Source organism: Alphaproteobacteria bacterium (genome assembly GCA_018063245.1).
Classification (GTDB): Bacteria; Pseudomonadota; Alphaproteobacteria; order JAGPBS01; family JAGPBS01; genus JAGPBS01.
Map to the genome: position 1 here is coordinate 1 of JAGPBS010000013.1, position 24759 is coordinate 24759.

The window sequence follows — 24759 nt, forward strand, 5'->3', positions numbered from 1 at the left end:
TAGATCAGATGGAAAAATACACTCCCGTAAATTTATACTCTAAGTTATAATCGAAAAAGTGTTACCTATGTCCCCGCACATTCGTTACCCATGTCTCCGGTCTGTACACTTTCGCAGGGATGACAAAGGAGAACGTGGGGATGACAAAAGAAAAGTTTATTTATTGAAAGAAACCCCTATTGTGATGCCTCGTTTGATTGATTTCTGAAGCCATTGTTTTTGATTTTCGGGGATGAGTTGTACATCAATATTCGTCTGACAGAGTTTGAGTCTTTTGAGCCTTGTATTTTCAATGCCTCCCGGTAATTCACACAAAGGATTGTGAGAAAGAGATAGGACTCGAAGACGTCTAGATTGGTTGATGCCACCTGGGAGTTTGCTCAATTGATTATAATCCAGTTTGAGTGTCTCTAAAAGCGGAAGCCTCCATATCTCTTCATGGATATAAGTTAATCGATTTCTTTGTAAATTTAAGTATTTGACATGCCTTAATTCTCTTATATTCAGAGGGAGGAGGGTGAGAGTTTGGCCTGTGTTAAATGTTCTATTCAGTGTAAAAGAAGGATCTTTTTGACGGACAGAATCTTCAATCATTTTTACGCAAACGCTATATCCTTTGTAGGAAAAAGAGAGCTCTGTTGGGTTGATTTGGTGTTTTTTTCGTAAAGGGATGGCTTCATTCGATCGAACAACAGAGTCAGCAAATTGCCTTAGATAGTCAAGGAAGGCTCCCAGATCGCCATCAAAAGAATCTGGAGAAAATCTTGCCTCTATTTGATCAAGAGGCTCGAAGCCAGATGTTTCTTGAAGTGACAATTGTATAGATTCTAGAATGGCAGGGATCTGGGAAAGATAGGCTGGCGCGGGGATGCCTGCTGTTTTCATCTTTTGGTGGGTTTGTCGTAATAACCAGAGTTTCTGTTTTGCGCTGAGAGCACTCCATGTCAGGCTGACGCGCAGATCCCTTAAAGAGGTTAGTTTTGTCATTGAATCTGGTAATGCACAAATAGGATTCTCTGTTAAGATGAGCGACTTTAAATGAGACAGTCTTGAAAGAGCATCAGGTACGGTTTGAATATTATTTTTATGCAGAGCAAGCATTTCAAGAGATTGCAGGTTTGCAATTTTGTCTGAAATGAGTGTGATGCAATTTTCTATTAAAGCAATTGTTTTTAACTGTAGGCAAGCATAGAGAACCTTCGGAATCTCAGCAAATAAATTTTTGTTTAAATAGATGTGTGTAAGATGAGGTAAGTCCTTAAGACTATCAGGTAAAGACGTGAGGTAAAGTTCGATCAGTGTAATTTTCTCAAGGTGTCTGAATTTTGAAAGTTCGGGTGGTATCAAAACAAGAGCAGAATTGACAAAAGAGAAGCGCTTACTATTTTGTTTGCTTTGTGAAAGATCATCAAGACAACATTCATATGAATGAAAAGCACGTTCAAGAGAAACATGTTGATCGTTGGGTTGAATCATCTTATTGATGTCTCTTACCAATCGGACGAATCGAGACAGGTGATCTAGAAAAGCGTCTTGGCTATCAAAAAAATCATAGGAAAGCCATTCTCTAACATCTTGAGTAGAGTAGACATATTGTTTAATTTCATTTCCATCATCATCTTGCTTAACATAATTTATAATATCATCTTGAATTCTAAGGCAAATTCGCTCGATCTCTTGAAGAATGTAGGTGATTTTAAAAGAGATTTCAATCTGTGTTAGGCTTAAGTGCTGTGTGAGAAAATCTTTTTCACCTTCTTCAATATCTGCAAATCTAGATCCAAATACATGTTGACTGATGAGGTTACGTCTTTCTATGAGTGATTTTGCATAGCGGTTTAAATATCTATTGAGGCCAGCAAGATGATGAAGTTCTTGCCATGGTAGAAATGTCATTAAGAGTAAAAGAAGATGCTGAGGAAGTGCCTCAAGGAGTGAGAGAACGTGTGCGCCGTGTACCTTACAGTTTCTTTCTCTGAAAATGTGTAATTCTCTGTCTTCTATGAGCGTGATTGACACATATTTAAGGCCAAGATAGGTCAATTCTAAAAGACTGCTTGCCTGTAGAGAAACGCTGGTAAGAGGGTTACCTGATAGGCTTAGCTTGCTTAAAGAGCCAAGACGATTGATCACATGAGGCACAGTGGACAGATGATTGGCGGAAAGATCAAGAAGGCGAAGGTTTGTTAGATTTTCAAACTCATCTGGTAGAGTCGTGAGCAAATTTTGTCGTAAACTAAGCTGTGTAAGACTCGTCAAATTTTGAAATGTACTTGGAAGATGAGTAAGGCCATTGCCTCTAAGATTTAATTGTCTTAATTGAGTGAGAGACCCAATTTGTAACGGGAGATAGGCTAATCTATTGCCATCAAGATAAAGTGCAGTAAGTCCAGTTAAATAACCAATTTCAGGCGGTAGGACTAATAAATTAGATCGTGATTGTTTTGTTTTGATTGTTAATGATTGTGCCTCGCTCTCAAGAGCCTTGTGAATGAATTCATTTGCTTCGACATAATCAATATATGACTCTTTTATTCGCAGAGAATTAAGTAATATAGAGTCTGCTTTCATTTTGTCATAGAGCTTTTTAAAAGAGTAAAGATGGAGACAAAAATCAGCTGAATTGCTAAATTCATGTTTAGAGAGATCAGATTCAATATCGCTTGCTTGTCTTGGTTTTATGAGTTCACCTTGAATGCGACGGATGATGTGATAGGCATGATTCGATAAAAATTGTTGAACATCTTCTGGTGATAAATCCAGATGTTCGATAACAAAGAGTTGATGCTCCTCTGTCGGAAGGTCATCATAGGTCTGTCCAAAGATGAGTTGGCTTGCATCATAGGTTAGACGATTCAGCGTCTTAGCAAAGGCTCCTAATGTTGTTTTTTTGCAGACTGTTGTTTTGAAATAAGGACCAATTTTTTCGCCAGCTCTTTTAAGCAGCGATTTGGTAAAGGGACCTTTGTCATGAAAAACTGTGCTTTCAAGCGATGTCTTTCGATTCAGAAAGTTATCTCTTACAGCCTTAATTGTTGATTTTTCAGTCTTCCAGGCTTTTGTTTCAAAAAATCTGAGTAAGGCAGAATGACATTCTGCTTGTCCAACCATCGTTCTATCTCTCCAACATCAATATGACAATTACTGACCTAGGAGCTGATTCAGAATCGCACCAGGATTAGAATTGTTTTTTTGTGCTGGTTGATCTTGAGACGGTGCTTGTGACGGCTCTCCCTCAGGTGCTTGTGAAGGCGCAGAAGAAGATCCTCCACCCAGGATGCCATTGATGATATCTTGAGTCGCAGCGCCTTTTTTGCCGCCTTTTTTACCAAGTAGATTGTTAATCTGATTTCCAAGAGCTTCAGGATTTTTAAGTGATTCCTCAATGATTCCTTTTGCATCAGGCAATACAGTGAGATGATCAAAAGTACCTGAAACAATAAAAGGAATGGTTAGGCTTGCAAGATTCAATTTGCCCTGTGAAGCTTTTGATGTATCTGCAAATTTTGGCACAATCCGGATATTCACACTTTCAGATGGTAAGTCCACATAACCATTACCAGAGAGTTGAACCATTGGGGATTTCATGGCAAGATCGTTTGTGTTGATGCGACCATTGTTCGCTTGGAATGTCATTGTGAGGCTTGAAAATTCTGTTTTTGCATTCGATTGCGAGAATAGTTTTGTAATGTCTCTTCCAATCGCTCCAAGATCAATCCCTTGTATGGATCCATTTTGAATATTGAAGGCACCACTGCCACTCATGCTTTGTTTGAGTTGTTTTTTGGTTGTTCCTGCCATGGTGATAGATCCATTACTGTCGGCTGTACCATTGAGCTTTTTAAAGTCTTTAAAAAGGGTCAGAAGTGGATTCACATCCACATCATCAAGCCCCCAATTTACAGAATAGTTCCCATTGCTTGTGAGCACTGATTTGATATCTGCTTTTCCTTTGAACAAGTTTGATTGCACGAGTTGGCTATTCAGGCGACCACCAGAAAGCGCTGCATCAATGTTTGTCTGTCCAAGACTCTGACCTTTAAGGCTCAAGTTTGTAATACCAATTTTGAAGGTGCCATCTAAAGTATCAAGTGCGGACAAATCAATTTTGTCATCATCTGAGTCAGCAAGAGCAACTTTTGAGAGAAAAAGTTCTTGTAGAGTTGCGGTGGTTAAATTTGTATCGGTTGTTGCTTCTGCGACCATGCGATCAATCGCAATGTTGTTGAATGAGAGATTTACTTTTGCATTTGGTTTTGATGTTCCGAGCGCAATTGTTGCAGAACCTTCTCCTTTATATTCATCAACTTCAATCTGTAAAGGATTGACGGAAAGAGTATTTTGGGCGAGTTGAATTTTCCCTTTCTTGCTGACTTTTGTGAAAGAAGAAGATGGTTTTTCAGCAGCGCCTGATGTCCATTGCAGAAGGGCAGGCAGGTCCTTTGTTTCAAAATCATAATCGCCTTTAAGCTCTCTTGCATCAGAAATAAGAGATTGTCCTGTTCCGTTGAAAGTCATTCTCATGACATTGTTTTCAAGAGACATTGAAAGATCGGATGCTTCTTTTTCATAGAGAGCATTTGCTTTTTTCAGTGTGATGTTAAAATCTGTTTTTTGCCCATGGAGCATAAAGTCTGCTTCAGCTTTTAAAGTTGATGAAAGGCTAGGCATTTCGAGATCAAAATTCAAATGGTCGATGACTTCAGTTTTGTTTTTTGAAGCATCAACATAGGTGAGCTTGCCGTCTTTAATTTTAACTTGGTTGACAAAAAGAGCTGCAGCTGCTGGTGAAACACTGCCTTCTTTCTTTTTGTCAGTATCATTGTTTGATTTGCTTGCAGATGCTGTATCAATCGACCAATTGAGAGTGCCTTCCTTTTTCTTTTCAAGGTAGAGATCTGGGCTGATTAGATCGAGTCTTTCAACGCGAACTTGTTGTGAGAAAATAAGATCTGAAAGAGAGATCACAAGATTAAGGCTTTCAACAGAAGCGAGCTGTTTTGATTCGTTTGGTTTTTTGATTGTTACTTTTGGTGCTTCAAGAGCAATCGATGGAAAAACGGATAAAGAAGCGGTTCCATCAATTGTGATATCGAGACCAGTTTGGTCTTTGGCTTGTTTCAGAGCTTCAGCTTGAATTTTTTCAATAGGGATAAATTTGGCTGCAATAAAGACACCAGCAAAAAGAATGATAATGAGCGCAAGAACGATATATAAGAATTTTTTCATGATGAGCCTCTGAATTAAGCTGTTATGGATGGCTTTCTGAAAGATTGCCATTTTATAGAGAACAATCTATAATGAGTCTCTAATAGGATATATGAGATTCAATTTTAAGGAAATCACAAAATTGCATTCGTTTGAAAAAAATACGCTTCATTTTTGCCATAGCCAGACTGTAGAGGCCTCAGCGGCATTTGAAGAGCTTATATCTTTTTATGGTCAATGTGATAAGGCTAAAGCAAAATGCCTTGTTGCTTTAGGCGGTGACGGATTCTTGCTTCACACGCTTCAGCAGAGTTTAGATTTGAATATTCCTGTTTTTGGTATGAACTGCGGATCGATTGGTTTTTTGCTGAATCCATTGCGACATGATGATTTATTGAATAGGCTGAATCAGACAAAGCCTTATAAGCTCTTTCCCTTACACATGAAGGCGATTGATAAGAATGGCAAGAGTCATGAACGTCTTGCGATCAATGAAGTGAGCCTGCTCAGACAACGGCATCAGACGGCAAAATTATCGATTCAAATCGATAATGTCATGCGGATGGAAGAGCTTATTTGTGATGGCGCATTGGTTTCAACGCCAGCAGGGAGCACGGCTTATAACTTTTCGGCTCATGGTCCTATCTTACCACTCACCTCAAACCTGATGGCTTTGACGCCAATTAGTGCTTTTCGGCCAAGACGCTGGAGAGGTGCTTTGCTCAATGAATCAGCACGTGTTGTTTTTGAGGTTTTAGAGGCCGATAAAAGACCAGTGAGTGCTGTTGCAGATGATCAAGAGATTCGCGATGTTGTGCATGTTGAAATTAGTGTTGATCACACGCATCCCTATGTTTTACTGTTTGATCCCGATCACGGCTGGGAAGAACGGATTTTGCAAGAGCAGTTCAGTAAAGAGTGATACAAAACACCATTTTAAAATTCTACTGCTTCACTCGTCGCTTATGTAGGTAAACTACACTGCGCTTCTCGTTCATAGTATAATTTTATCTGGTGTTTTGTATGAGCGTTGTTGGTTTTTATCGTTACCGCCGCTTTTTACCATCATCAAATGGGTTTTTGCCTTTGCGTAACATGAGGCGAATCGGAACCCCAGGCATCTCAAAATCTTCTCGTAACTGGTTGATGAGATAGTTTTTGTAATGACCAGGCAAATCTTCAGGTAGTGATGTCCACATTGCAAAGGTTGGTGGGCGATGCTTGACCTGTGTCATATATTTTAACTTAAGACGCTTTCCTTTAACCATCGGTGGCGGATGAATCTCGGTCTTTTCATTCAGCCAAACATTCAATTTATTAGTTGAAATGCGGCGATTCCATAAGTCATACATGTTTAAAGCTTGATCAAAAAGCATATCTAAATTTTGATGATGCAAAGCGGAAATTGTTACGTACGGAATGCCTTTGACTTGAGGCAGCGATTTTTCAAGTTGATAGTTGAGTTCAGAGAGTAACTCTTGTTTGTTTTTTGCTAAATCCCATTTGTTGAGCGCGATGATGAGGGCTCGCCCTTCATTCACAACATGACTTGCAATAGTGAGATCTTGATCTTCGAGTGGATGGGTTGCATCTAAAACCAAAATACACAAGTGAGCAAGGCGGATTGCGCGCATGCTCTCTTGCGTTGCCAGAATCTCAAGCTCTTCAGAAATTTTGCTTTTCTTTCTAAGGCCTGCCGTGTCAACCAAGCGAAAGGCTTTTCCTTTGTAATCCCATTCGCTCACAATAGAGTCACGCGTAAGACCTGCTTCAGGGCCTGTCAATGCGCGTTCTTCTTTTAAGATTGCATTCAAGAGTGTTGATTTGCCAACATTCGGGCGGCCAATGATTGCAAGGTGAATAGCGCGTTCTTCTTCAGGGACTTCAACGTCTTGAGGCGCAATCACTTCTTCTTCAAAAGACTCTTCTGTTTCTTCAATTGGTTCCTCAGTGACTACATCTGGGTAAAGGCTTGTGTGGATGTCATGAAGTAAATCATAAATACCAATATTATGCTCGGATGAAACGCGGTAGGGATCACCCAGGCCAAGTTCAAAAGCTTCAGCAACACCCGGGTAGGCTTTCCGTAAATCGTCACATTTGTTGACCGCTAGACTCACAGGGATTCCTAATTTTCTGAGCCAATTTGCAAAATAACGATCAAGCGGCGTAAGCCCTTCGCGACCATCTATGACCATGATGATGTGTGATACATTCTGTTTGAGCGCGCGTTCAGTTTGCCCTCGCATTCGAACCTCAAGACTGTTTTTGCTGCCTTCTTCAAGACCTGCCGTATCAACAAGGATAAGAGGAGGGGAGAGATTCGGTATCTCAGCCTCGCGCCAATCACGCGTTACGCCTGGTGTGTCATGCACAATTGCAAGCTTTTTGCGAATAAGCTTGTTAAAAAGGGTTGATTTGCCGACGTTCGGCCGGCCAATAATGGCTATTTTGTGTAGCATAAAGTCCTCAAAGTATGAATAAAATAAAGAGTTTGTTTAATGTGTATCTTGTCCCGTGTCAGCCTTGCTGTAGGTGGATGCTGTGTTTTTTTGATCGCCGACAAGGCGAATCAAATCGCCATTTTTCATGAGCAAAAGCATGCTATTATTGACAACAATTGGTGCAATGACAGCTTCGCTGCCGTAAGATGCTTTGCCAATCTCTGTGCCATTTTCAGGGTTATATTCGAGTAGCTCACCTAAAGAGTTGGTAATCCACAATTTGTCACCCGCTAAAACAGGGCCATACCAGACGATAGATTCAGGTTTTTTGCGTTGCTGCTTTAAGTCACTGATCCAGAAGATCTTACCATTATACAGATTCATGGCGATAAGCTCTGCTTCATTTGAAATCATGAAGGCTGTATTCCCGCTCACCCATGGCATATTAATCCCACCGACATGCTCTTCCCAGCGACGAATGCCTGTTCTGCGGTCAATCGCAAATAATTTGTTTGCATGGCTCATGGCGAGAATAACTTCTCCTGCAATCACAGGGGGCGCTTTAATATCAGAAAGAGTTGATGTCAGACCGACCTTGCGGTTATTTGCCAAATTATCTGACCATGTCATACGGCCTGTATCAATATTCAGCGCGTTGATTTCACCAGAAGTATAAGCGCCTAATACCAGATTATCTTTTACTGCAGGACTTGAAGAGCCAACCAATGAAGCGTTTTCTGAGATACCAGTATCTTTCCAGATCACTTTTCCGTTGACAGGATTCATGGCCAGCAATTTATTGTCTGCAGTCAGGATGAAAATTTTGTTATCGGTCACAGCAGGGGCAGAACGAATTGGAGATCCAACAGACACACGCCAAAGTTCTTTTCCATCTGTAATGTCAAGTGAGAGAACTTCCCCATATGCTGTTGATATAATGAGGTTTTGCCCTAAAACAGCCATGCCGCCGCCATGTAGCTTTGTTCTTTCTTTCTCAGGCTTTACTGAAACAGACCAGATTTTTTGTCCCGTTTGTTCCTGATAGGCTGAAATTTGTGAGGCTGAATCCATCGCATAAATGATGCCTTGGTCAACGACAGGAGATACGTAAATTTTATTATGACCTGATGAGCTTGAACCAATATTGCTTGACCATTGTTTTTGAAGCGTACCTGAGAGTTCGAGATGATCACTAAAATGATCGCTTTTCATGCCAATCTGAGACCATGAACTGTTCATGTATGGGGCGCTTAGGCTCATGTGATCAGATGCCTCAAGAACAGCTGGCTCTAATTTTGTCTTTTGAGCCAAAACGGAGACACGGTCTCCTTCAAGTTTCTTTTGTTTTTTATCATCAGCGCCCATCCAGCACCCGTTTAGAAAAAGCGAACAGATTGTGAGCGGTAAAATAATAGATAGGCTTTTTGAGCGGTATGGTGTGCGGAATACAAATTTCATAGGGACCTCAAATGATAAGTCATTGAATAATTAGAGAGCTATCTTACTTCTGACTGAGTTGAATTTTGAGAAGCTCAGCTCTGTGTTTCAAGCCTTCAGGTAAATTGTCAATTGCGATAAGCTCTTGCAAAGTCTCTTTTGCTTCATCACGTTTGTTTAATTCCTGGAGAAGAAAGATTTTTAGCTCAAGAACGAGTGGTCTATAGTGAAAATTATCAAGATCGATTTCATCGATATCAGCAAGCACTTCTTCTGGTTTGGCAAAGCGAATTTTTGACATAAGAGCATAATAGTTAGCAAGGTCTTTGTAAATTGCAGGAACAGCTGCACTTTCAACTATTTTATGATAGGCATCATAGGCTTCCTTGAAATTTTCTTGTTTCACAAAAAGGGCTGCTTCATACAATGAAGCTAAATAGGTATAGCCTTTTTTGTTTTCAAGGAAAGGAAGTCCATTTTTAACGGTGTCTGGATTCATCGGCATTGTTAAAAGTTCATAGTAAGAACTTGTGTATGACATGTCTCTTTGGTGTGCTCTATACTGCCAATAGGTAACACCTGATGTGATAATGAGAGCTGAAATAATGGTGATAATGATATAATTCTTATATTTATCCCATACTTCTTGGATTTTGTCAGCTTTTAGATCTTCATCGATTTCACGAAAAATACCTGAAATATAATCGTCTTTTTCCATTGTGCATCTCTACTTAAAGTTTGTCCTACAGTGCCACATCATATCAGGATTTGTTTTGATAAGGAACTAAAAAAGGTTCTTAAAGAGAGCTTTAAGAACCTTTTATTAAAACGATGCTGAAGTAACTTAAGCAGCAGATGCAGCGCTTTGTTCAAGAGCTTTTGCAACTTTGCGTTTAATTTTAAGCGCTTCAGGTGTCAATTTTGCATTTTTTGTCTTCATGAGCATTGCATCAAAACCACCTTTAAAATCAATGGTTCTTTGTGCTTTGCGTGAAATTTTCATGCGAAATGTTTGTTTCAGCGCATCGCTCATGAGTGTTACATTTAAACAGTTTGGTAGAAAGCGACGGCGTGTTTTGTTGTTTGCATGGCTCACATTATTACCAACCAAAACACCTTTGTCGTCTAGAATATCACAACGTCTTGCCATTTTATTACTCCTTACAAAAATCAAGATCTAGCCCGAAACCTTAATATAAAAGAATTGAATCGTCAAGTTTTTTTTCGACTTTTCTGGATTTAAAAAGAAAAAATCGGTTTGTGATCCATTGAAAGAAGTTTTACACTAAAAGAAAAAAGCAAGGCAAAGGAAAATAAGATGAATAAAAGCAGTCAGATAGAGTTGAAAACAATGGCTGATTATGAGCGGCTTTATGCCGAATCAGTCGCTGATCCGGACACTTTTTGGGGAGATATTGGCAAGTGTATTACATGGATAAAGCCCTATTCACGTGTTAAAAATGCAACTTTTCAGCATCCTGTTTCTATTAAATGGTTTGAAGATGGCACTTTGAACGCTTGTTACAATTGTGTCGATCGCCATTTGCCAGAAAAAGCAAATGATACAGCCTTTGTTTTTGTAGGGGATGAGCCGGGGCATTCTGAAGTTATTACTTACCAAATGCTCTATGATAAAGTATGCCGTTTTGCAAATGTTTTGAAGGCGCAGCAAGTAAAAAAAGGTGACCGCGTTACGATCTATATGCCCATGATTCCCGAGGCAGTCTATGCGATGCTAGCTTGTGCACGTATTGGCGCTGTTCATTCTGTTGTCTTTGGTGGTTTTTCTGCTGAAAGTCTAAAGGATCGAATCTTAGATTGCCAAAGCACTTGTGTGATCACAGCAGATGAAGGTAAAAGAGGCGGCAAAATAATTGCTTTAAAGCAAAACGCCGATCTTGCCTTAACTCATTGTCCTGATGTAAAAACCCTGTTGGTCGTTAAGCACACAGGTTGTGCTGTCAATTGGACGGAAGGCCGTGATCTTTGGCTTTTGGATGAAATGACTAAAATGCCAGCAACATGTGAGCCGCAAGAAATGTCTGCAGAAGATCCACTCTTTATTTTGTATACCTCTGGGTCAACAGGTAAGCCAAAAGGCGTTTTGCATACAACAGGCGGATATATGGTCTATATTTCTTTCACGTTTCAATATGTTTTTGATTATCAGCCGACCGATCTTTATTGGTGTACAGCAGATGTGGGCTGGGTTACAGGCCATTCTTACATTGTGTATGGACCTCTTGCGAATGGGGCAAAATCTGTGCTCTATGAAGGTGTGCCAAATTATCCAGACTTCTCACGCTTTTGGCAGATTATTGATGAGCAAAAGGTCACAATTTTCTACACAGCCCCTACGGCTTTGCGGTCCTTAATGAAGGAGGGTGATGCTTTTGTTAAAAAGACAAGTCGTCAGTCTTTGCGTATTCTGGGTTCAGTGGGTGAGCCGATCAATTCAGAGGCTTGGGAATGGTATCATAAAGTTGTAGGCGATGGACGGTGCTCGATTGTTGATACTTGGTGGCAAACAGAAACAGGCGGCGTTTTGATTTCGCCTTTGCCAAATATTACGCCGTTAAAGCCGAGTTCAGCCACAAAGCCATTTTTTGGTGTAAAGCCGATGATTGTTGATGAAAAAGGCGATGAGCTTCATGGTGTGTGTGAGGGGCGACTCTGTATTGCTGAGAGCTGGCCAGGTCAAATGCGGACTGTTTTTGGGGATCATGCACGCTTCGAGCAAACATATTTCTCAACTTATAAAGGACTTTATTTCACAGGAGATGGCTGCCGGCGTGACGCTGATGGATACTATTGGATCACAGGTCGTGTGGATGATGTCATCAATGTGTCGGGTCATAGATTAGGAACGGCGGAGATTGAAAGTGCGATTAATCTTCATCCAAAAGTTGCGGAGTCAGCTGTTGTTGGTTTTCCGCATGATATCAAAGGGCAAGGGATCTATGCCTATGTGACAGTCTTTTCTGGTGAGAATCCATCCCCTGAATTAAAGGCTGAAATTATCGCTATTGTGAGAAAAGAGATTGGGCCGATTGCAACACCGGATGTGATTCAATTTACCCCTGCATTGCCAAAAACAAGATCAGGTAAAATCATGAGGCGCATCTTGCGGAAAATTGCAGCGCATGAGGATGATTCACTCGGAGACATTTCAACGCTCGCAGATACGACGATTGTGTCCTCTTTGATTGAAGGCCGGGAATAACTCTCTCACTGCACCTCAATCAAGACTCCATCCTTTAAAATCAAAAGTCGATCGGCATATTGCTGTCCCTCTTTCATATTGTGTGTGATCATAAGGCAGCTTCTTTTTTCAGCACGGGCGAGTTGATAGGCGAGATTCATGATTTTTTTTGCTGTTTTTGGATTGAGAGCAGCTGTAATCTCATCCAATAACAAAAGCTTTGATGGCTGCATGAGTGACATGATTAAGCTCAGTGCTTGACGCTCACCACCTGAAAGACATGAGACAGTATCATCAAGGCGATTTTCGAGCCCCATGTTTAAGAGACTTAACCTGTCTTGATAAAGGGTGCGGCGTTTGCTTTGAGACCAGAGCGCAAGGCCTCGTCTTTTAGTGCGACGATCAGCAAAGGCAAGGTTCTCGAACAGGGTCAGGTTTTCCATTGTGCCAACACGTGGATCTTGCATAACAGAAGAAACAACGGCCGAAAAAGCAATTTGGTTTTTATGTGTCATGTCTATCTCATCAATGAGAATGCGGCCTGAATTTGGTTTTTGTGCGCCTGAAATGAGATTGAAGAGAGTCGATTTACCAGCGCCATTCTCACCAATAATCACAACAAATTCTGACGGTAATATCTCTAAGTTTAAATAAGAGAATAGCTTTCTTTCCAAAGGTGTTCCTTTGCCGAGCGTGAGAGAAATATTGTCAAGAGTCAGCATGGGCGTCTCCGTGATAGGATCATAATCGAGGTTATCAGAAGACCAGTGATTAAGTTTAAATCACTGCTTTCAAGCCCAAGTGCATCACTGTGCAGCGCAATTGAAATGAAGAGGCGATAGAGAATCGATCCAAAGACACAGCTGAGAATTGAGACCCAAAGTGAGCGGTTTTGAAAGCATTTTTCGCCGATAATGATGGAAGCAAGGCCGATAATGATGGTTCCAAAGCCGCTTCCGACATCTGAAAATTCTTGATGTTGACTGAAGAGGCCTCCGCCAAAGGCGATGAGTCCATTGCTGAGGGAAAGGCCAATGAGTGTCATTTTTGGGATCGAGATGCCATTGTTAACAGCGAGTCTTTTGTTTTGGCCAATGCTTCTGAGGCCAAGGCCAAAGTCTGTCTGCAAAAGATAGGCTATCAACAATATGATGCTGATACTTATGATGCTCAATATATAGAGAGAATTTAAACCCGTGAAAATGGTTTTATTATCGAAAAGCACAAGATTTGGCTGGCCACCCATAATGCGTAAGTTTAACGAGTAAAGCATGAAAGCAACCAGAATGCCCGAGAGTAAATCGTTGATTTTAAATCTTAAGTTTAAAAATGCGGTTACAAGGCCGGCACATCCTCCCGCTAAACAAGACATCATGATGGCAAGGATAGGTGAAAATCCGAGCTTGATCAGAATGCTTGATGTGGCTGAACCCAAGACAAAACTGCCATCGCATGTTAAATCAGTGAAATTCAGGATCCGGAAACTGAGATATATGCCGATAGCAATAATCCCATAGATGAGCCCGAGATCAAGGCTCATCAATAGTTCGTTCAAACTCATTCTGAGATCTCATTTAAAAGTGTGGTTGCGCGCTGCATCACCTCAGGCTTAAGGTCTAGGCCTATTTTTTCGGCCGCTTTTGCATTCAGAAAGAGTTCAGTTTTTGTTGGGAATTCAACTTCAATTGAGCCAGCATCAGTGCCATTCAGAATCTGTATGATCATGGAAGCGGCTTGGCGGCCGAGATCGTGCTGATTTGGCCCTAAAGCAGCAAGCGCGCCCAATTCCACAGCGTCTGTATCACTCACATAAACAGGAATCTTGTCGTCGGTTGCAATTTTGATAATGCTTTGAAGGGCACTTAAAGCTGTATTGTCATTGTCAATAAAGATGGCATCAACTTGATTGATCAGTTTTGTTGTTGCTTGTGGAATATCGGTTGTCTTCGAGGCACTTTGTTTGATGAGCGTGATTCCCTTTTTCTCACAGAGAGGTGCTAAGGTGTCAAGAGAGGTAACTGAGTTCTGTTCGCCAGGATTATAAATCACACCGAGTCTTTTTAAATTGGGTTGCAATTCAAGAAAGAGATCAAGCTCAGCTTCAAGATCAACAGCATCAGAAACGCCTGTTGTGTTCTTGCCAGGCGCTTGAATTGTATCGATCAATCCAGAGCCAAGAGGATCTGTGACAGATGCAAAAACAAGAGGTGTCTTTTGCGTGGAGGTATATTTGGAAAGGCTGAGGGAGGAGAGTGTCCCGAGGCCAACAAAAATATCAGGCCTTTGATTTGCAAATTTTGAGGCGATTTGTGAAGCGAGAGCAAAATTGCCTTGGGCTGATTCAATGCGAAGAGTTAAATTTTGATCTTTGATGAATCCATTTTCTGCAAGACCATCTATAATGCCTTCAATGGCCCGGTTTAAAGCAGGATTGTCACTGGATTTGCTGATGAGAATTTTGGTTTGTTTTAATTCTGCACTAAAGCTTTGTAAGCTGAGGCAAGAGAAGAAGAGGGCAGTTAATAATACTTTGAATTGAGTCATTTTTAAGGTCCTTGATTTTGTCGATTGAGGATGAGTCTATATCCGTGATAGGGTTCATCTTTTAAAAAGCGGGCAACCCTGCCAATAGTAGTGAGGCTTGCTCCTGTTAATTTATGGATCTCTCTATATGAGAGTTTTCCATCCGCAAGGAGTTGACAGACGCGCCATCTTTCTGATAAAGCGCTGAGCTCTTGCGGCGTGCACAGATCTTTCAGAAAGAGAAAGGCTTCTTCTTTGTTTTGGAGTGAAAGAAGCGCCTCACAAAGCTGAAACTGTGCGGTGTGATGATGATCTGGGTCCATCTTATTGTCTCCTCAATTGGTATAATGTGCTACTATGCTAGTACAATAGGGCGACGGGGTCAAGAAAAAAATTGAGATTGGGCCAAAATTTTAAGTTGAAAATGTAATTCATCTTCTGTAGGTTTTTACAAAGAATATTTTTATAAACCGTTATAACAAGAAAGGTAATGACATATGACACTTCTAGATGCACTCAATTTATCACAAAAAACCTCTTCTACAGCCGTGCTCCAAAAGCAAGGCGCTCGATCGATTCAAGCCGAGGCAGGAAAGCAAACCCCTAAAGTATCTGAGATCGATTTTGCAGACAAATTAGCTGAGCTCAATAAATTGCCTCTTTGGGATAGGGAGTGGAAAATTATTTGTCTGAAAAAAATTAATAACATTCCAGTGACTTTAGATATGAAACTGAAATTTCTACAACCGGTTTATGAGCAAAAGTTGAGGGAAGCTGAGACATTTGATGATATTCTAAAAATTTTTCAACAGGGTGCATTTCAATGTTTTGAAGGAGATGTTTTCAATTCTCAGCTCTTCGATTCTTATATTAAGCCAGTTATTGAACAAGTTGCAAGAGAACGAGAGATGACTCTCACATTGCGAGATATTACTATGGTGCTAGGACGCTCTCCCTCATTGTTGCGCGGATATCTCGAAAATTTGCTCCGAACGCAGTATGAGATCTTATTACTTGATGATGTAGAGAGGTATTTCTCTCAAACCATCAACGTTCTATTCGAAATGTTTTATCTCTGGTCTGTCTGCGTTATTCATAATACAAAAGAACTGCATGATTTTTGTACAGGGACTCTTCCTGTAACAAAGATGAAATTTGATTATGAGATGGGAGATGCAGATACTGTGCTGCTTGCTGAGGCTCTTGGATGGAAAGAGACTCTGACAAATTTGGATCTTTCGTGGCCTAGCAAAATGGGAGATGCGGGCGCTGAAGCGTTTGCTGAGGCTCTTAAGGTGAACACTACTCTGACAAGTCTTAATATGATGGCGTACGAGATTGGAAATGCAGGTGCTGCGGCGCTTGCTGGGGCTCTTAAGGTCAATAAAACCCTCACAACTCTTAATTTGTTCCATAGCAACATTGGAGATGCAGGCATTGTTGCGTTTGCTGAGGCACTTGAAGTGAATGAGACTTTGACAAGTCTTCATTTTTGGGGCGCTCGTGGCGACATGCGTGGCGAAGGTATAAGAGCGCTTGCTAAGACTCTTACAGTGAATAAGACGTTGACAAGTCTTAATCTGGATAGTGTCCGAACTGGAACTGAAGATCTTGAGATGCTTGCTGAGGCTCTCAAAGTGAATGTGACATTGGCAAGTCTGAGTCTTAAGAATAGCCAAATCAACCCTAAAGGTGCAAAAGTGCTTGCTGGTGTTCTCAAAGTGAATGAAACCTTGACAAGTCTGGATCTTGAGGGTAACTCTATTATGCCTCAAGGCGCAATAGTTCTTGCTGAGGCTCTCGAAGTGAATAAGGCGCTGATAAGTCTTAATCTTGGGAACAACTCACTGGGCGCTGATAGCATGATCCTTGTTGGCCATTCTATACCGGGTAGAAAATCTCAATTTTATTCTTCTTTGAATGATGTCAAGGGCTTTGCAGTAGCCCTTGCTAAGGCTCTTCAAGAGAATAGAACGCTGACAAGTCTCAATCTTGAGAGTAATCACATAAAAGATGAGAGTATAGAAGTGCTTGCTAAGGCTCTCGCAGTGAATGGAACCTTGACAAGTCTTAATCTTAAAGATAACGAAAGTGGAAATGTAGGTGCAATAGCCCTCGCTGATGCCCTCAAAGTGAATAGGACGTTGACCAGTCTTAATCTTGAAAGGAACAAAATTGGATCAATTGGTGTTGTGATGCTTGCTGCTTCTCGTGCAGAGAGCGACACGCGGACAAGCTTTTATTTTGGGAACAACAACATTGCAAATTCTCCAAAACAATTTCTGACAGAGATAAGCACTTTCTATAAAGGAAGTACCTTTCAGTTTTAGTTTCTCTTCATTCATCATGACATGATTGAGACTACTGCAGAATAGAGTTTTATAGGATTGTCTCATTTCTGCGGTCTGCTGTTGATATTTCACCTGTGCTCTATTATGCTGTCACCTCTATTAATTTATTGTTGCAATTTTAAAAGTTAAGTTTATAATTACAACAATGATACCAAGATATGCAACATCTATTGTCCAAAAAGCACTAACACGAGAAGCGGCGGTTGCTCTTATCGGGCCAAGACAGGTTGGAAAAACCACTCTTGCTTTCCTTATTGGGGAGGGGCAACCTTCTATTTATTTAGATCTTGAAGCGAGAGGGGATCGTGAGAAGCTTTCCGATCCTGTGCAATTTTTACGACGCCATACCGATAAATTAGTTATACTCGATGAAATACATCGTGTTCCAACGTTATTTGAAGCGCTGAGAGGTATTATTGATGAAGGTCGACGCATTGGCAAAGCGACAGGTAGATTTCTATTTTTAGGATCAGCGAATATTGATTTGATGCGGCAATCAGAAACTTTAGCCGGACGCATTGAGTATGTGGACCTTGGGATTTTGAACGCACTCGAGATCAAAGATTATTCCGAGCTAGAAAAATTATGGCTCAGGGGTGGTTTCCCAAGAAGCTTTCTTGCTGCAGATGATGAGGATAGTTATTTAAAGAGACAGAACTTTGTTCGCACTTATTTAGAGAGAGATATTCCTTTATTTGGACCAAGAATAGCTTCAGAAATGCTTGAGAGATTATGGATTATGCTTGCGCACCATCAGGGAGCCATGATTAATCAGGCGGACTTATCAAGAAGCCTGGGCGTATCAGTGACAACTATTAAAAATTACATTGACCTTTTAACAGATCTATTACTTGTCAGGCAGCTTCATCCTTATGCAACCAATGTGTCAAAACGACTTGTTAAAACACCTAAAACATTCATCAGAGATAGCGGGCTTGTTCATGCTCTTCTGGGTATTGAAACGTTTGATGAGCTTTTAGGGCATCCTATTGTTGGTGCGAGCTGGGAAGGCTTTGTGATTGAGAATCTTCTTTCTGCTGCGCCTTTTCGTACTTTGTCTAGTTTTTATAGGACTGCAAGAGGAGCAGAGATTGATCTCGTACTAGAGCATGGTGGCAAGCATGGCCTTTGGGCAATTGAAGTCAAAAAGGGGTTTGTTCCAAAAATGCAAAAAGGATTTCTTGTTGGGCTTGAAGATATTCAACCTAAAAAAGCCTTTATTGTTTATGGAGGGAAAGATCGATTCCCTAAAAGCAAAGATGTTGAGGTCATTAGTCTAATTGAGTTGTGCCAAGAACTCTCAAATCTCGTATAATGATCAGCTTTTCTTTATCAGCTTTGCTCATTTGCTTAATCTGATATTCAAGCTGGTAGGCTGCAGTTTTATTTGGCATTTTTTGTTGGAAGACAAGCCTCAAAGGCGCTTTGCCTCTTAAGTATTTCGCGCATTTTTTGCCTTGCGATTGATGTTCCAGAAAGCGTCTTTCAACATTAATTGAAACGCCCGTATAAAGGGAATTATCGTTGCCGCGAATGATATAGACGTACCAGATAGGAGCATTTGTCATCTTAGCGTTTCTTGATCTATTGTACAAAAGTGAGTCAATGGGGCATAATCTTCTCTATCGGCTCTTTGCAGGGCTGAGATATATTGCGTTCTAATATCGGAATCAATTGTTAGGTTCAGATTGTTCCATTGAAATGGTTTCTCATCAAATTGCTTCAAAAGAAGATCTGTAATTAATCTAGAAAGCCTACCATTCCCATTGTGAAATGGGTGAATTTTGACAATTCTGTGGTGAAATCTAACGGCGATATCGTTTGATGTATATGTTTTTTCAGTTATCCAGTATCTAACATCTGCGCAAAGAGTGAAGAGGGATTCCTGGATAAAGTAGGGCGCTACCCCAATGTTTGTCTGGTATTGCCTAAATTGTCCTGCCCATTTCCATGTTAAGTTGAACATTTTGCGATGAAGGGTTTTCATGAAATCTGTTGATAAAGGATCAATTTTCTTTTTAGTGAGAAGCCATTTGTGTGCTTCTAGGATGTTGGCTTGTTCATGTTCATTAACTTCATTTTGTGTTAAAACATTCGTAGGGATTAAGTTATGTGCTTCATCTTCATTATAAGGCGTTGCGCCAATAGCATAAATGAACTTCATTCGTCTTCCCATATAAATGAAATGTTTTTTTTGTTTTTATAGGATTCTTTTAGTTTGTCAACTAGAAATTCAATTTCTTCATCTTGTGTTTTTTGATCTTCAAGTGCCATTGAATTTCTGATTAATAAAACAGTTTTTCGTGCCTTTTCTTCTATTCTATTCTGAACTATTTTTTCAAGGGAATCTTTAGGGAGGAGGGTATAAAAAAGACGACAATTTAAGACTGGTGCAATTTTTTCAAGCGTCTTTAGGTTTATTGTTCCTCTTTTTTCTGATGTTTCCATTTGTTGAACTGCTTGAGTACTTACTTTAAGTTTTATTGCAATTTGTTCGTGAGTCATGCCCAATGCATCACGGATAGCACGAATCCATCCGTGTCTTGGTCTTTCAGGTAAGGCGTTTGTTTTGAAGTCTTTAAAAGTTCTGTCTATTTGACGTTGTGATAGGTCTCTCATATTCATTTTCCTGTTTTCTCTTCTAAAGTATCAACTTATAGATTGATTGTCAACACAAAAAAACAATATACAGATTGTTTTTTTATAAGAAATATCAATCTTTAAGTTGATTTTTTCATCTTAGCGTTTCTTTTTGAGCCCATAGACGTAGGAGATAATTTTGGCAACGGCCTTATAGTAGTCTTCCGGAATTTCTTCATCAAGATCTACGTTGGCATAAAGAGCACGCGCTAGAGGTGGGTTTTCAACAATGGGGACCTTGTGTTCTTTCGCAATCTCTCTGATTTTAAGCGCAATCCGGTCCACACCTTTAGCAACAAGGACTGGCGCTGTGTTTCGGAGCTCTTCATACTTCAGCGCAATCGCATAGTGCTCAGGGTTGGTGATGATCACATCTGCGCTCGGAACAGCTTGCATCATACGACGCTGAGAGCGCTCTTGTTGCATTTGTCGTACTTTGCTTTTAACGAGTGGATCACCCTCTGTTTGTCGATATTCTTCCTTGATTTCATGATGGCTCATGCGCATTTTTTTCATGAATGCAAAGCGTTGATAAAGGTAATCGAGAATTGCAATCAGGAATAAGACAGATAGAATTGAGAGTAAGATTTTGACGAGCAAAGATTGTATTTCGCTAAGCCCTGTGAGAAGGTCTGCCCCTGTGAAAAGATTTATTTTCTTAACCTCTGGCCAAAGGATCGCAAAGACAATCGAGCCTGTAATGGCCATTTTGATGATCCCTTTGATAAAATCAACAAAAGAGTTCATTGAAAATATCCGCTTAAGGCCACTTATAGGTGAAACACGCTCTAACTTTGGCACTAAATTTTCAAGAGACATTTTCCCGCCGACCTGGATGAGCTGTCCGATGATGGCGGCTAGGCTTGCAAGGCATAAAGGAATGGCAAGCAGTTTGATTGTGAGGAAAAGGCCGTCAGTCATGATCGAGCCCGTTTCAAAATTATCAGCGTGAAAGTCCCCTGCATTTTGTAAAAATGTAGCAAGACCATTAAAGCTCCATTTTCCTAAAGTGGGCGCAAAAACAAAAGCGAGAAAAAAAGTTGAGAGAATCATCATCCAATTGTTGATCTCTTTACTGCTGAAAATTTGTCCTTTTTTCGCAGCTTCATCTAGTTTTCGCTGGGAGGGCTCTTCCGTTTTCTGGGAATCATCATCACTATCATCATCAGCCATGATTCATCTCCCTTCCTAATTCAGGCCAAATAGACCGCCCAAGCCTTGAGCAGTATAATTCAGCCAATAGATTAACATGGTCATGACCGTTGCGGCTACAAGAATGATTCCGACCAAAAGTTGGATAGGCATAGCTATGAAAAAGACCTGAAGCTGTGGCATCAACCGAGATAAGATGCCAAGCGAAACGGAAAACAGAACGCTTAAAATGAGAAAGGGTAGAGACATTTTGACGCCAATAATGAAAGCATCGGCGATATATTTAAGCATTGTATCTGAGAGATCGTGCAGTGAAATCGTTTCGAGTGGTGAGAGATACATGTAGCTTTCAACAAGCCCTCTGATAAAAAGATGATGAAGGTCTGTGATATAAATCAGCGTTGTGCCAATAATTGTGTAGAACACACTGGCCAAAGATCCTTGTGATGAAAGGGCGGGGTTGAACATGGCTGCGTTCGAAAATCCGATTTGGAATGAGATTAAAGTACCTGCAACATCGAGAGCTGAGAGGAAAATACGAACGATCATGCCTAAAAAAGCACCGATCATGACTTCCTTCAGCACAAGAAATAAAAGAATAAAGACATTGTGTGGCACTGTTGGTAGATATCGCTGAACAACAGGAAAGAGGATAACAGAAAGACCAAGGGCCAGAATCAGTCGAATTTTTGTGCTGACAAAATTATCGCCAATACCTGGTACCAGCATGAGAGCAGTGCCAATACGGCAAAAAATGAAGAACCATTCAAAGATATGCTGGGTTAATAGATCTTCAATCATCGCTTAGCTGACGCCTAAGTATGTGATTCTTTCTGCTAGATATCCCATGAAATCTGTGAGTGTTGAAATCATGTAAGGCATCAAAAATATCATAGAGATGAAGATGACCAATATTTTGGGCACGAAAGAAAGAGTCATCTCTTGAATTTGCGTTAAGGCTTGCAGAAAAGAGATCGCGACACCAACAAATAAAGCAAGCAGCATAATTGGAGCCCCAATCTTTAATGCAACGATAATAGAGAGTCTTGCGAGCTCGATAGCGTCAATTTCAGTCATTTATATCTCAGATCTAAGGTGGTCGTTATTAAACAGGTGTTCTGTAAATTTCTTGGAGAGCTTGGACAACTTCTGTTCGGATAGCTGCCGTTTCTTCCAATTTTGCTTTCGCTGTTAAAAGAGAGAAAACAACTTCCTGAGCGCCTTTTTTGCGATCGAGTGATTCTGTATTGGTTTTTTCAGATGCTTTGATAGAAGAAATTGTATCTGTGACTTGATCTTGGACCATATCTTTTAGAATGCTCCCAAATGAATTATTTGCACTTGGTGCATTCATTCCTGGTTTGCCGGCGCTTTCTTTTGCCGATGTGTAGGCCTTCATAATTTGGCTGCCTAATGTGCTTGTACCTTCTGGCATGATGTTTATCCTTTTTATAGTGGGCTATCATTATTATGGTTTGAGAAGATTCACAGTTTGGCTGTGCATTTCTTGTGTTGCTTTGATCATCTTGAGACCGGCTTGATAATTATGCTTAGCCTCTTCATAATCTGCCTTTTCGATGATTGGATTGACGTTTGGGTATTCAACATATCCATTTTGATCTGCTTTTGGATGTGAAGGTTCATATCTTTTTTCAAAAGCGCTTTGGTCTTTGACAATCTTTTTAAGATTGACTTGCTTTTGATTGTTTTCACGGTCAAGAACTTGCTGAAAAACAGGGATCTCTCTTTGATATGGTTTGCCGTCACCAGCATCTGTTGTTGCTGCATTTGCAAGATTTCTAGCTGCTATGCGTGATCGATCGGATTCTGCTTTCATGCCAGAAGCTGAAATTTTAATCGTATCAATAAATGCATCACTCATTTGAGGTTATCCTATTGGTTATTTTTTATTCAAAGCGAGCTTCAACATGTTCATGTATTCTTTGATTTGCATATGAACAAGTTCATTTTCCATTCTGACATCTGCGGCTTCAAGCATTTGTTCTTCAAGGTTAATCGTATTTCCGCTTTTTGTAATTTGATAAGGCTTTTTTTGTTTTTCTGTATCGTATCCTTGAACAGCAGAAAGACCTGGGCCGCCGACAAAGTGTTTGGCATTGGTTGTAATTGGGGATCTAGCCGCGCTCATTTTTTGTTGATTGCTTGATTTCTTAAGTTCTTTTTCAAAATTGGGCCTATCAATCGTTAAGGCTTTCTCATGAGGAAGGCTTGCATTCGAGATATTTTTCGCAATAATAGTCTGCTTGGCCGCCAGCCAATGTGCTTTACGAAAAAATCCTTCGAGAAAGGACATAGAAATCTCCTCTTTTACTCTCATTACTCTACGATTGGAAGGTTAAGAAAGTATTAATTTTGAGGGTATTAACCATCTTCAATACTTCACAAAAAGATTTGAGGGATAGATATCATGTGATAAGATGGGCTTTAAGCATAAGGAAGCCTGAATGATGACAGATAAGTTTTTAATGATTTTACCCGATCGCTCTTGTCTTCGCATAACAGGGGCAGATAAAAAGCAATTCTTGCAAGGTCTGATTACAAATGATATTGAGTTTTTGTCATCAGATGCCTCAATTTATGCATGTTTTTTAACGCCGCAGGGTCGGTTTGTTCTTGATTTTTTTGTTGTGCAAATGCCACAGGATGATGCTTATTGGATTGAGGGCCCATCTCATTTGCTTGATTCGTTCATGATGCAGCTAAAGCTTTACAAGCTAAGATCAGATGTGCAGATTGAAAAAGTAACCAATGCGCAAGTTGGTGTGTCTCTCTCAGAAAAAAGCATAAGCCTATTGCCGAATGCTTTCAGCTATGGTGATCCGCGTTTTTCCGAATTAGGCTTTCGATTTATTATGAAGAGCTTAGATCCAATTGAGCAGATTGGATCCATTGATCAATATGAAAATCTTTGCTTGTCATATGGGATTCCTCAAACTGGGCAGGATCTGGTGCCAAATCAAACTTACATACTCGAGGCGCACCTTGATAAATTGAATGGTGTCTCTTTTGACAAGGGGTGCTATTTGGGTCAAGAGCTGACAGCGCGTATGAAATATCGTGGCTTGCTAAAGCGCGCTCTGTATCCTTTTAAAATTGTGAAGGGCGCACCGCAAATTGGTTGCGAGCTTATAAAAGATGGAAAAGAAATTGGGAAGGTAACAAATCTCTCAACTCATTTTGGGATGGCCTTTGTTACAATCAGTGAGGTGCAAAAAATTTTGGCAGAATTGAAAGGTAAGCTTGAACAAGATGATTTTATTGTTGAATTTTTTAAGCCTGCTTGGCTTCGTTAAAAAAAGTGATTTAAAAATGTGGATTTCATTTGACAAATAACCAAATATTCATTCAATTCTATGATGATAGATATTCAATGATTATTTGGGATAACCATGACAACAAAAAAACAAAGACCTTTGTCGCCGCATTTGACAATATATCAAGTTCAAATAACCTCAACCTTGTCGATCTTTCATCGGCTGACAGGTGTTTTTCTGACCTTGGGGACAGTCTATCTTTTTGCATGGCTTATGGCAGCGGCCATGGGGCCGGAAACTTACACAGAATTTAGAATGTTTGCCTCATCGTGGTTCGGGATTCTTTTGCTTTTTGGTTGGAGTTGGTCCTTTTTTTACCATCTTTGCACAGGTATTCGCCATCTCTTTTGGGATATAGGCATGGGGTATGATTTAAAAACAATGACTTTTACAGGGTGGATAGCTGTTTTCTCCTCCTTTGGTTTGACCTTTGGGCTTTGGTCAATCTATTTAGTGAATTAGGAGGG

General features: G+C 40.3%; 25 protein-coding genes. 6 read left to right on the top strand and 19 right to left on the bottom strand.

The window, feature by feature from the left end; translation table 11 throughout:
• Nucleotides 1–156: 156 nt before the first annotated feature.
• Together KBF71_02790 and KBF71_02795 are read right to left on the bottom strand one after the other, a co-directional pair.
• The gene (locus KBF71_02790) at nucleotides 157–3111 is read right to left on the bottom strand and encodes a hypothetical protein (GenBank protein ID MBP9877243.1); all 2955 of its coding nucleotides are present in this window, start codon (nucleotides 3109–3111) and stop codon (nucleotides 157–159) included.
• Between the two features lie 30 nt (nucleotides 3112–3141).
• Complete coding sequence (locus tag KBF71_02795) at nucleotides 3142–5229, bottom strand: AsmA family protein (GenBank protein ID MBP9877244.1); 2088 nt, start codon at nucleotides 5227–5229, stop codon at nucleotides 3142–3144.
• Between the two features lie 91 nt (nucleotides 5230–5320).
• Here KBF71_02795 and KBF71_02800 point away from each other — a divergent pair, with 91 nt between their 5' ends.
• Nucleotides 5321–6130: an NAD kinase gene (locus KBF71_02800; GenBank protein MBP9877245.1), complete on the top strand. Its 810-nt coding sequence runs from the start codon at nucleotides 5321–5323 to the stop codon at nucleotides 6128–6130.
• Nucleotides 6131–6254: 124 nt separating this feature from the next.
• On the opposite strand, the gene der is transcribed toward KBF71_02800, so the two are convergent.
• From der to rpmB, 4 genes are all read right to left on the bottom strand, one after another.
• Nucleotides 6255–7670, bottom strand: coding sequence for a ribosome biogenesis GTPase Der (gene der / locus KBF71_02805; protein MBP9877246.1), 1416 nt, complete (start codon nucleotides 7668–7670; stop codon nucleotides 6255–6257).
• A 36-nt stretch (nucleotides 7671–7706) separates the two neighbouring features.
• On the bottom strand, nucleotides 7707–9110 hold the full coding sequence (locus KBF71_02810) for a PQQ-binding-like beta-propeller repeat protein (protein MBP9877247.1): 1404 nt from the start codon (nucleotides 9108–9110) through the stop codon (nucleotides 7707–7709).
• A 43-nt stretch (nucleotides 9111–9153) separates the two neighbouring features.
• Nucleotides 9154–9807, bottom strand: coding sequence for a tetratricopeptide repeat protein (locus tag KBF71_02815; GenBank protein ID MBP9877248.1), 654 nt, complete (start codon nucleotides 9805–9807; stop codon nucleotides 9154–9156).
• 126 nt (nucleotides 9808–9933) lie between these two features.
• Complete coding sequence (rpmB, locus tag KBF71_02820) at nucleotides 9934–10239, bottom strand: 50S ribosomal protein L28 (GenBank protein ID MBP9877249.1); 306 nt, start codon at nucleotides 10237–10239, stop codon at nucleotides 9934–9936.
• 168 nt (nucleotides 10240–10407) lie between these two features.
• Here rpmB and acs point away from each other — a divergent pair, with 168 nt between their 5' ends.
• Nucleotides 10408–12312, top strand: a complete 1905-nt coding sequence (acs, locus tag KBF71_02825) for an acetate--CoA ligase (GenBank protein ID MBP9877250.1) — start codon at nucleotides 10408–10410, stop codon at nucleotides 12310–12312.
• A 5-nt stretch (nucleotides 12313–12317) separates the two neighbouring features.
• Here acs and KBF71_02830 read toward each other — a convergent pair whose 3' ends face one another.
• Genes KBF71_02830 through KBF71_02845 form a run of 4 tightly spaced genes read right to left on the bottom strand, consistent with a single transcriptional unit; the run spans nucleotide 12318 to nucleotide 15137 of the window.
• Complete coding sequence (locus KBF71_02830) at nucleotides 12318–13013, bottom strand: ATP-binding cassette domain-containing protein (protein MBP9877251.1); 696 nt, start codon at nucleotides 13011–13013, stop codon at nucleotides 12318–12320.
• Nucleotides 13007–13852, bottom strand: coding sequence for a hypothetical protein (locus KBF71_02835; protein MBP9877252.1), 846 nt, complete (start codon nucleotides 13850–13852; stop codon nucleotides 13007–13009). Before KBF71_02835 ends, KBF71_02830 begins: the two co-directional genes overlap by 7 nt.
• Complete coding sequence (locus tag KBF71_02840) at nucleotides 13849–14835, bottom strand: ABC transporter substrate-binding protein (GenBank protein ID MBP9877253.1); 987 nt, start codon at nucleotides 14833–14835, stop codon at nucleotides 13849–13851. Before KBF71_02840 ends, KBF71_02835 begins: the two co-directional genes overlap by 4 nt.
• Nucleotides 14836–14837: 2 nt before the next feature.
• Entirely contained in the window at nucleotides 14838–15137 is a 300-nt protein-coding gene (locus KBF71_02845) for a transcriptional regulator (GenBank protein MBP9877254.1), read from the bottom strand.
• Nucleotides 15138–15311: 174 nt separating this feature from the next.
• Here KBF71_02845 and KBF71_02850 point away from each other — a divergent pair, with 174 nt between their 5' ends.
• Nucleotides 15312–17144, top strand: coding sequence for a hypothetical protein (locus KBF71_02850; protein MBP9877255.1), 1833 nt, complete (start codon nucleotides 15312–15314; stop codon nucleotides 17142–17144).
• A 166-nt stretch (nucleotides 17145–17310) separates the two neighbouring features.
• Nucleotides 17311–18480: an ATP-binding protein gene (locus KBF71_02855; protein ID MBP9877256.1), complete on the top strand. Its 1170-nt coding sequence runs from the start codon at nucleotides 17311–17313 to the stop codon at nucleotides 18478–18480.
• Here the strand turns inward: KBF71_02855 and KBF71_02860 are convergent.
• The 9 genes from KBF71_02860 to KBF71_02900 form a co-directional block, all read right to left on the bottom strand.
• The gene (locus KBF71_02860) at nucleotides 18437–18733 is read right to left on the bottom strand and encodes a GIY-YIG nuclease family protein (protein MBP9877257.1); all 297 of its coding nucleotides are present in this window, start codon (nucleotides 18731–18733) and stop codon (nucleotides 18437–18439) included. The two genes, KBF71_02855 and KBF71_02860, sit on opposite strands and share 44 nt — an antisense overlap.
• On the bottom strand, nucleotides 18730–19329 hold the full coding sequence (locus tag KBF71_02865; protein ID MBP9877258.1) for a mobile mystery protein B: 600 nt from the start codon (nucleotides 19327–19329) through the stop codon (nucleotides 18730–18732). Before KBF71_02865 ends, KBF71_02860 begins: the two co-directional genes overlap by 4 nt.
• Nucleotides 19326–19784: a mobile mystery protein A gene (locus KBF71_02870; protein MBP9877259.1), complete on the bottom strand. Its 459-nt coding sequence runs from the start codon at nucleotides 19782–19784 to the stop codon at nucleotides 19326–19328. The genes KBF71_02865 and KBF71_02870 overlap by 4 nt, the downstream gene beginning before the upstream one ends.
• Before the next feature lie 120 nt (nucleotides 19785–19904).
• Entirely contained in the window at nucleotides 19905–20978 is a 1074-nt protein-coding gene (gene flhB, locus KBF71_02875) for a flagellar biosynthesis protein FlhB (protein MBP9877260.1), read from the bottom strand.
• 15 nt (nucleotides 20979–20993) lie between these two features.
• Nucleotides 20994–21758 carry a flagellar biosynthetic protein FliR gene (fliR, locus tag KBF71_02880; protein MBP9877261.1) on the bottom strand — a complete coding sequence of 255 codons (765 nt, stop codon included), beginning with the start codon at nucleotides 21756–21758 and terminating at the stop codon, nucleotides 20994–20996.
• Nucleotides 21759–21761: 3 nt separating this feature from the next.
• On the bottom strand, nucleotides 21762–22034 hold the full coding sequence (fliQ, locus tag KBF71_02885; GenBank protein MBP9877262.1) for a flagellar biosynthesis protein FliQ: 273 nt from the start codon (nucleotides 22032–22034) through the stop codon (nucleotides 21762–21764).
• Nucleotides 22035–22062: 28 nt separating this feature from the next.
• Nucleotides 22063–22392, bottom strand: a complete 330-nt coding sequence (locus tag KBF71_02890; GenBank protein MBP9877263.1) for a flagellar hook-basal body complex protein FliE — start codon at nucleotides 22390–22392, stop codon at nucleotides 22063–22065.
• Between the two features lie 33 nt (nucleotides 22393–22425).
• Nucleotides 22426–22839: a flagellar basal body rod protein FlgC gene (gene flgC / locus KBF71_02895; protein ID MBP9877264.1), complete on the bottom strand. Its 414-nt coding sequence runs from the start codon at nucleotides 22837–22839 to the stop codon at nucleotides 22426–22428.
• A gap of 18 nt (nucleotides 22840–22857) precedes the next feature.
• Nucleotides 22858–23271, bottom strand: a complete 414-nt coding sequence (locus tag KBF71_02900) for a hypothetical protein (GenBank protein MBP9877265.1) — start codon at nucleotides 23269–23271, stop codon at nucleotides 22858–22860.
• A 151-nt stretch (nucleotides 23272–23422) separates the two neighbouring features.
• On the opposite strand from KBF71_02900, the gene KBF71_02905 reads away from it, so the two are divergent.
• Together KBF71_02905 and sdhC are read left to right on the top strand one after the other, a co-directional pair.
• Nucleotides 23423–24271: a folate-binding protein YgfZ gene (locus KBF71_02905; protein MBP9877266.1), complete on the top strand. Its 849-nt coding sequence runs from the start codon at nucleotides 23423–23425 to the stop codon at nucleotides 24269–24271.
• Between the two features lie 96 nt (nucleotides 24272–24367).
• Nucleotides 24368–24754, top strand: a complete 387-nt coding sequence (gene sdhC / locus KBF71_02910) for a succinate dehydrogenase, cytochrome b556 subunit (GenBank protein MBP9877267.1) — start codon at nucleotides 24368–24370, stop codon at nucleotides 24752–24754.
• The last annotated feature ends 5 nt before the right edge of the window (nucleotides 24755–24759 follow it).

Bases quoted from the DNA above. Each gene is read 5' to 3' on its own strand.
- KBF71_02790 (MBP9877243.1), bottom strand. From the start codon at position 3,111: ATGGTTGGACAAGCAGAATGTCATTCTGCCTTACTCAGATTTTTTGAA.
- KBF71_02795 (MBP9877244.1), bottom strand. From the start codon at position 5,229: ATGAAAAAATTCTTATATATCGTTCTTGCGCTCATTATCATTCTTTTT.
- KBF71_02800 (MBP9877245.1), top strand. From the start codon at position 5,321: ATGAGATTCAATTTTAAGGAAATCACAAAATTGCATTCGTTTGAAAAA.
- der (MBP9877246.1), bottom strand. From the start codon at position 7,670: ATGCTACACAAAATAGCCATTATTGGCCGGCCGAACGTCGGCAAATCA.
- KBF71_02810 (MBP9877247.1), bottom strand. From the start codon at position 9,110: ATGAAATTTGTATTCCGCACACCATACCGCTCAAAAAGCCTATCTATT.
- KBF71_02815 (MBP9877248.1), bottom strand. From the start codon at position 9,807: ATGGAAAAAGACGATTATATTTCAGGTATTTTTCGTGAAATCGATGAA.
- rpmB (MBP9877249.1), bottom strand. From the start codon at position 10,239: ATGGCAAGACGTTGTGATATTCTAGACGACAAAGGTGTTTTGGTTGGT.
- acs (MBP9877250.1), top strand. From the start codon at position 10,408: ATGAATAAAAGCAGTCAGATAGAGTTGAAAACAATGGCTGATTATGAG.
- KBF71_02830 (MBP9877251.1), bottom strand. From the start codon at position 13,013: ATGCTGACTCTTGACAATATTTCTCTCACGCTCGGCAAAGGAACACCT.
- KBF71_02835 (MBP9877252.1), bottom strand. From the start codon at position 13,852: ATGAGTTTGAACGAACTATTGATGAGCCTTGATCTCGGGCTCATCTAT.
- KBF71_02840 (MBP9877253.1), bottom strand. From the start codon at position 14,835: ATGACTCAATTCAAAGTATTATTAACTGCCCTCTTCTTCTCTTGCCTC.
- KBF71_02845 (MBP9877254.1), bottom strand. From the start codon at position 15,137: ATGGACCCAGATCATCATCACACCGCACAGTTTCAGCTTTGTGAGGCG.
- KBF71_02850 (MBP9877255.1), top strand. From the start codon at position 15,312: ATGACACTTCTAGATGCACTCAATTTATCACAAAAAACCTCTTCTACA.
- KBF71_02855 (MBP9877256.1), top strand. From the start codon at position 17,311: ATGATACCAAGATATGCAACATCTATTGTCCAAAAAGCACTAACACGA.
- KBF71_02860 (MBP9877257.1), bottom strand. From the start codon at position 18,733: ATGACAAATGCTCCTATCTGGTACGTCTATATCATTCGCGGCAACGAT.
- KBF71_02865 (MBP9877258.1), bottom strand. From the start codon at position 19,329: ATGAAGTTCATTTATGCTATTGGCGCAACGCCTTATAATGAAGATGAA.
- KBF71_02870 (MBP9877259.1), bottom strand. From the start codon at position 19,784: ATGAGAGACCTATCACAACGTCAAATAGACAGAACTTTTAAAGACTTC.
- flhB (MBP9877260.1), bottom strand. From the start codon at position 20,978: ATGGCTGATGATGATAGTGATGATGATTCCCAGAAAACGGAAGAGCCC.
- fliR (MBP9877261.1), bottom strand. From the start codon at position 21,758: ATGATTGAAGATCTATTAACCCAGCATATCTTTGAATGGTTCTTCATT.
- fliQ (MBP9877262.1), bottom strand. From the start codon at position 22,034: ATGACTGAAATTGACGCTATCGAGCTCGCAAGACTCTCTATTATCGTT.
- KBF71_02890 (MBP9877263.1), bottom strand. From the start codon at position 22,392: ATGCCAGAAGGTACAAGCACATTAGGCAGCCAAATTATGAAGGCCTAC.
- flgC (MBP9877264.1), bottom strand. From the start codon at position 22,839: ATGAGTGATGCATTTATTGATACGATTAAAATTTCAGCTTCTGGCATG.
- KBF71_02900 (MBP9877265.1), bottom strand. From the start codon at position 23,271: ATGTCCTTTCTCGAAGGATTTTTTCGTAAAGCACATTGGCTGGCGGCC.
- KBF71_02905 (MBP9877266.1), top strand. From the start codon at position 23,423: ATGATGACAGATAAGTTTTTAATGATTTTACCCGATCGCTCTTGTCTT.
- sdhC (MBP9877267.1), top strand. From the start codon at position 24,368: ATGACAACAAAAAAACAAAGACCTTTGTCGCCGCATTTGACAATATAT.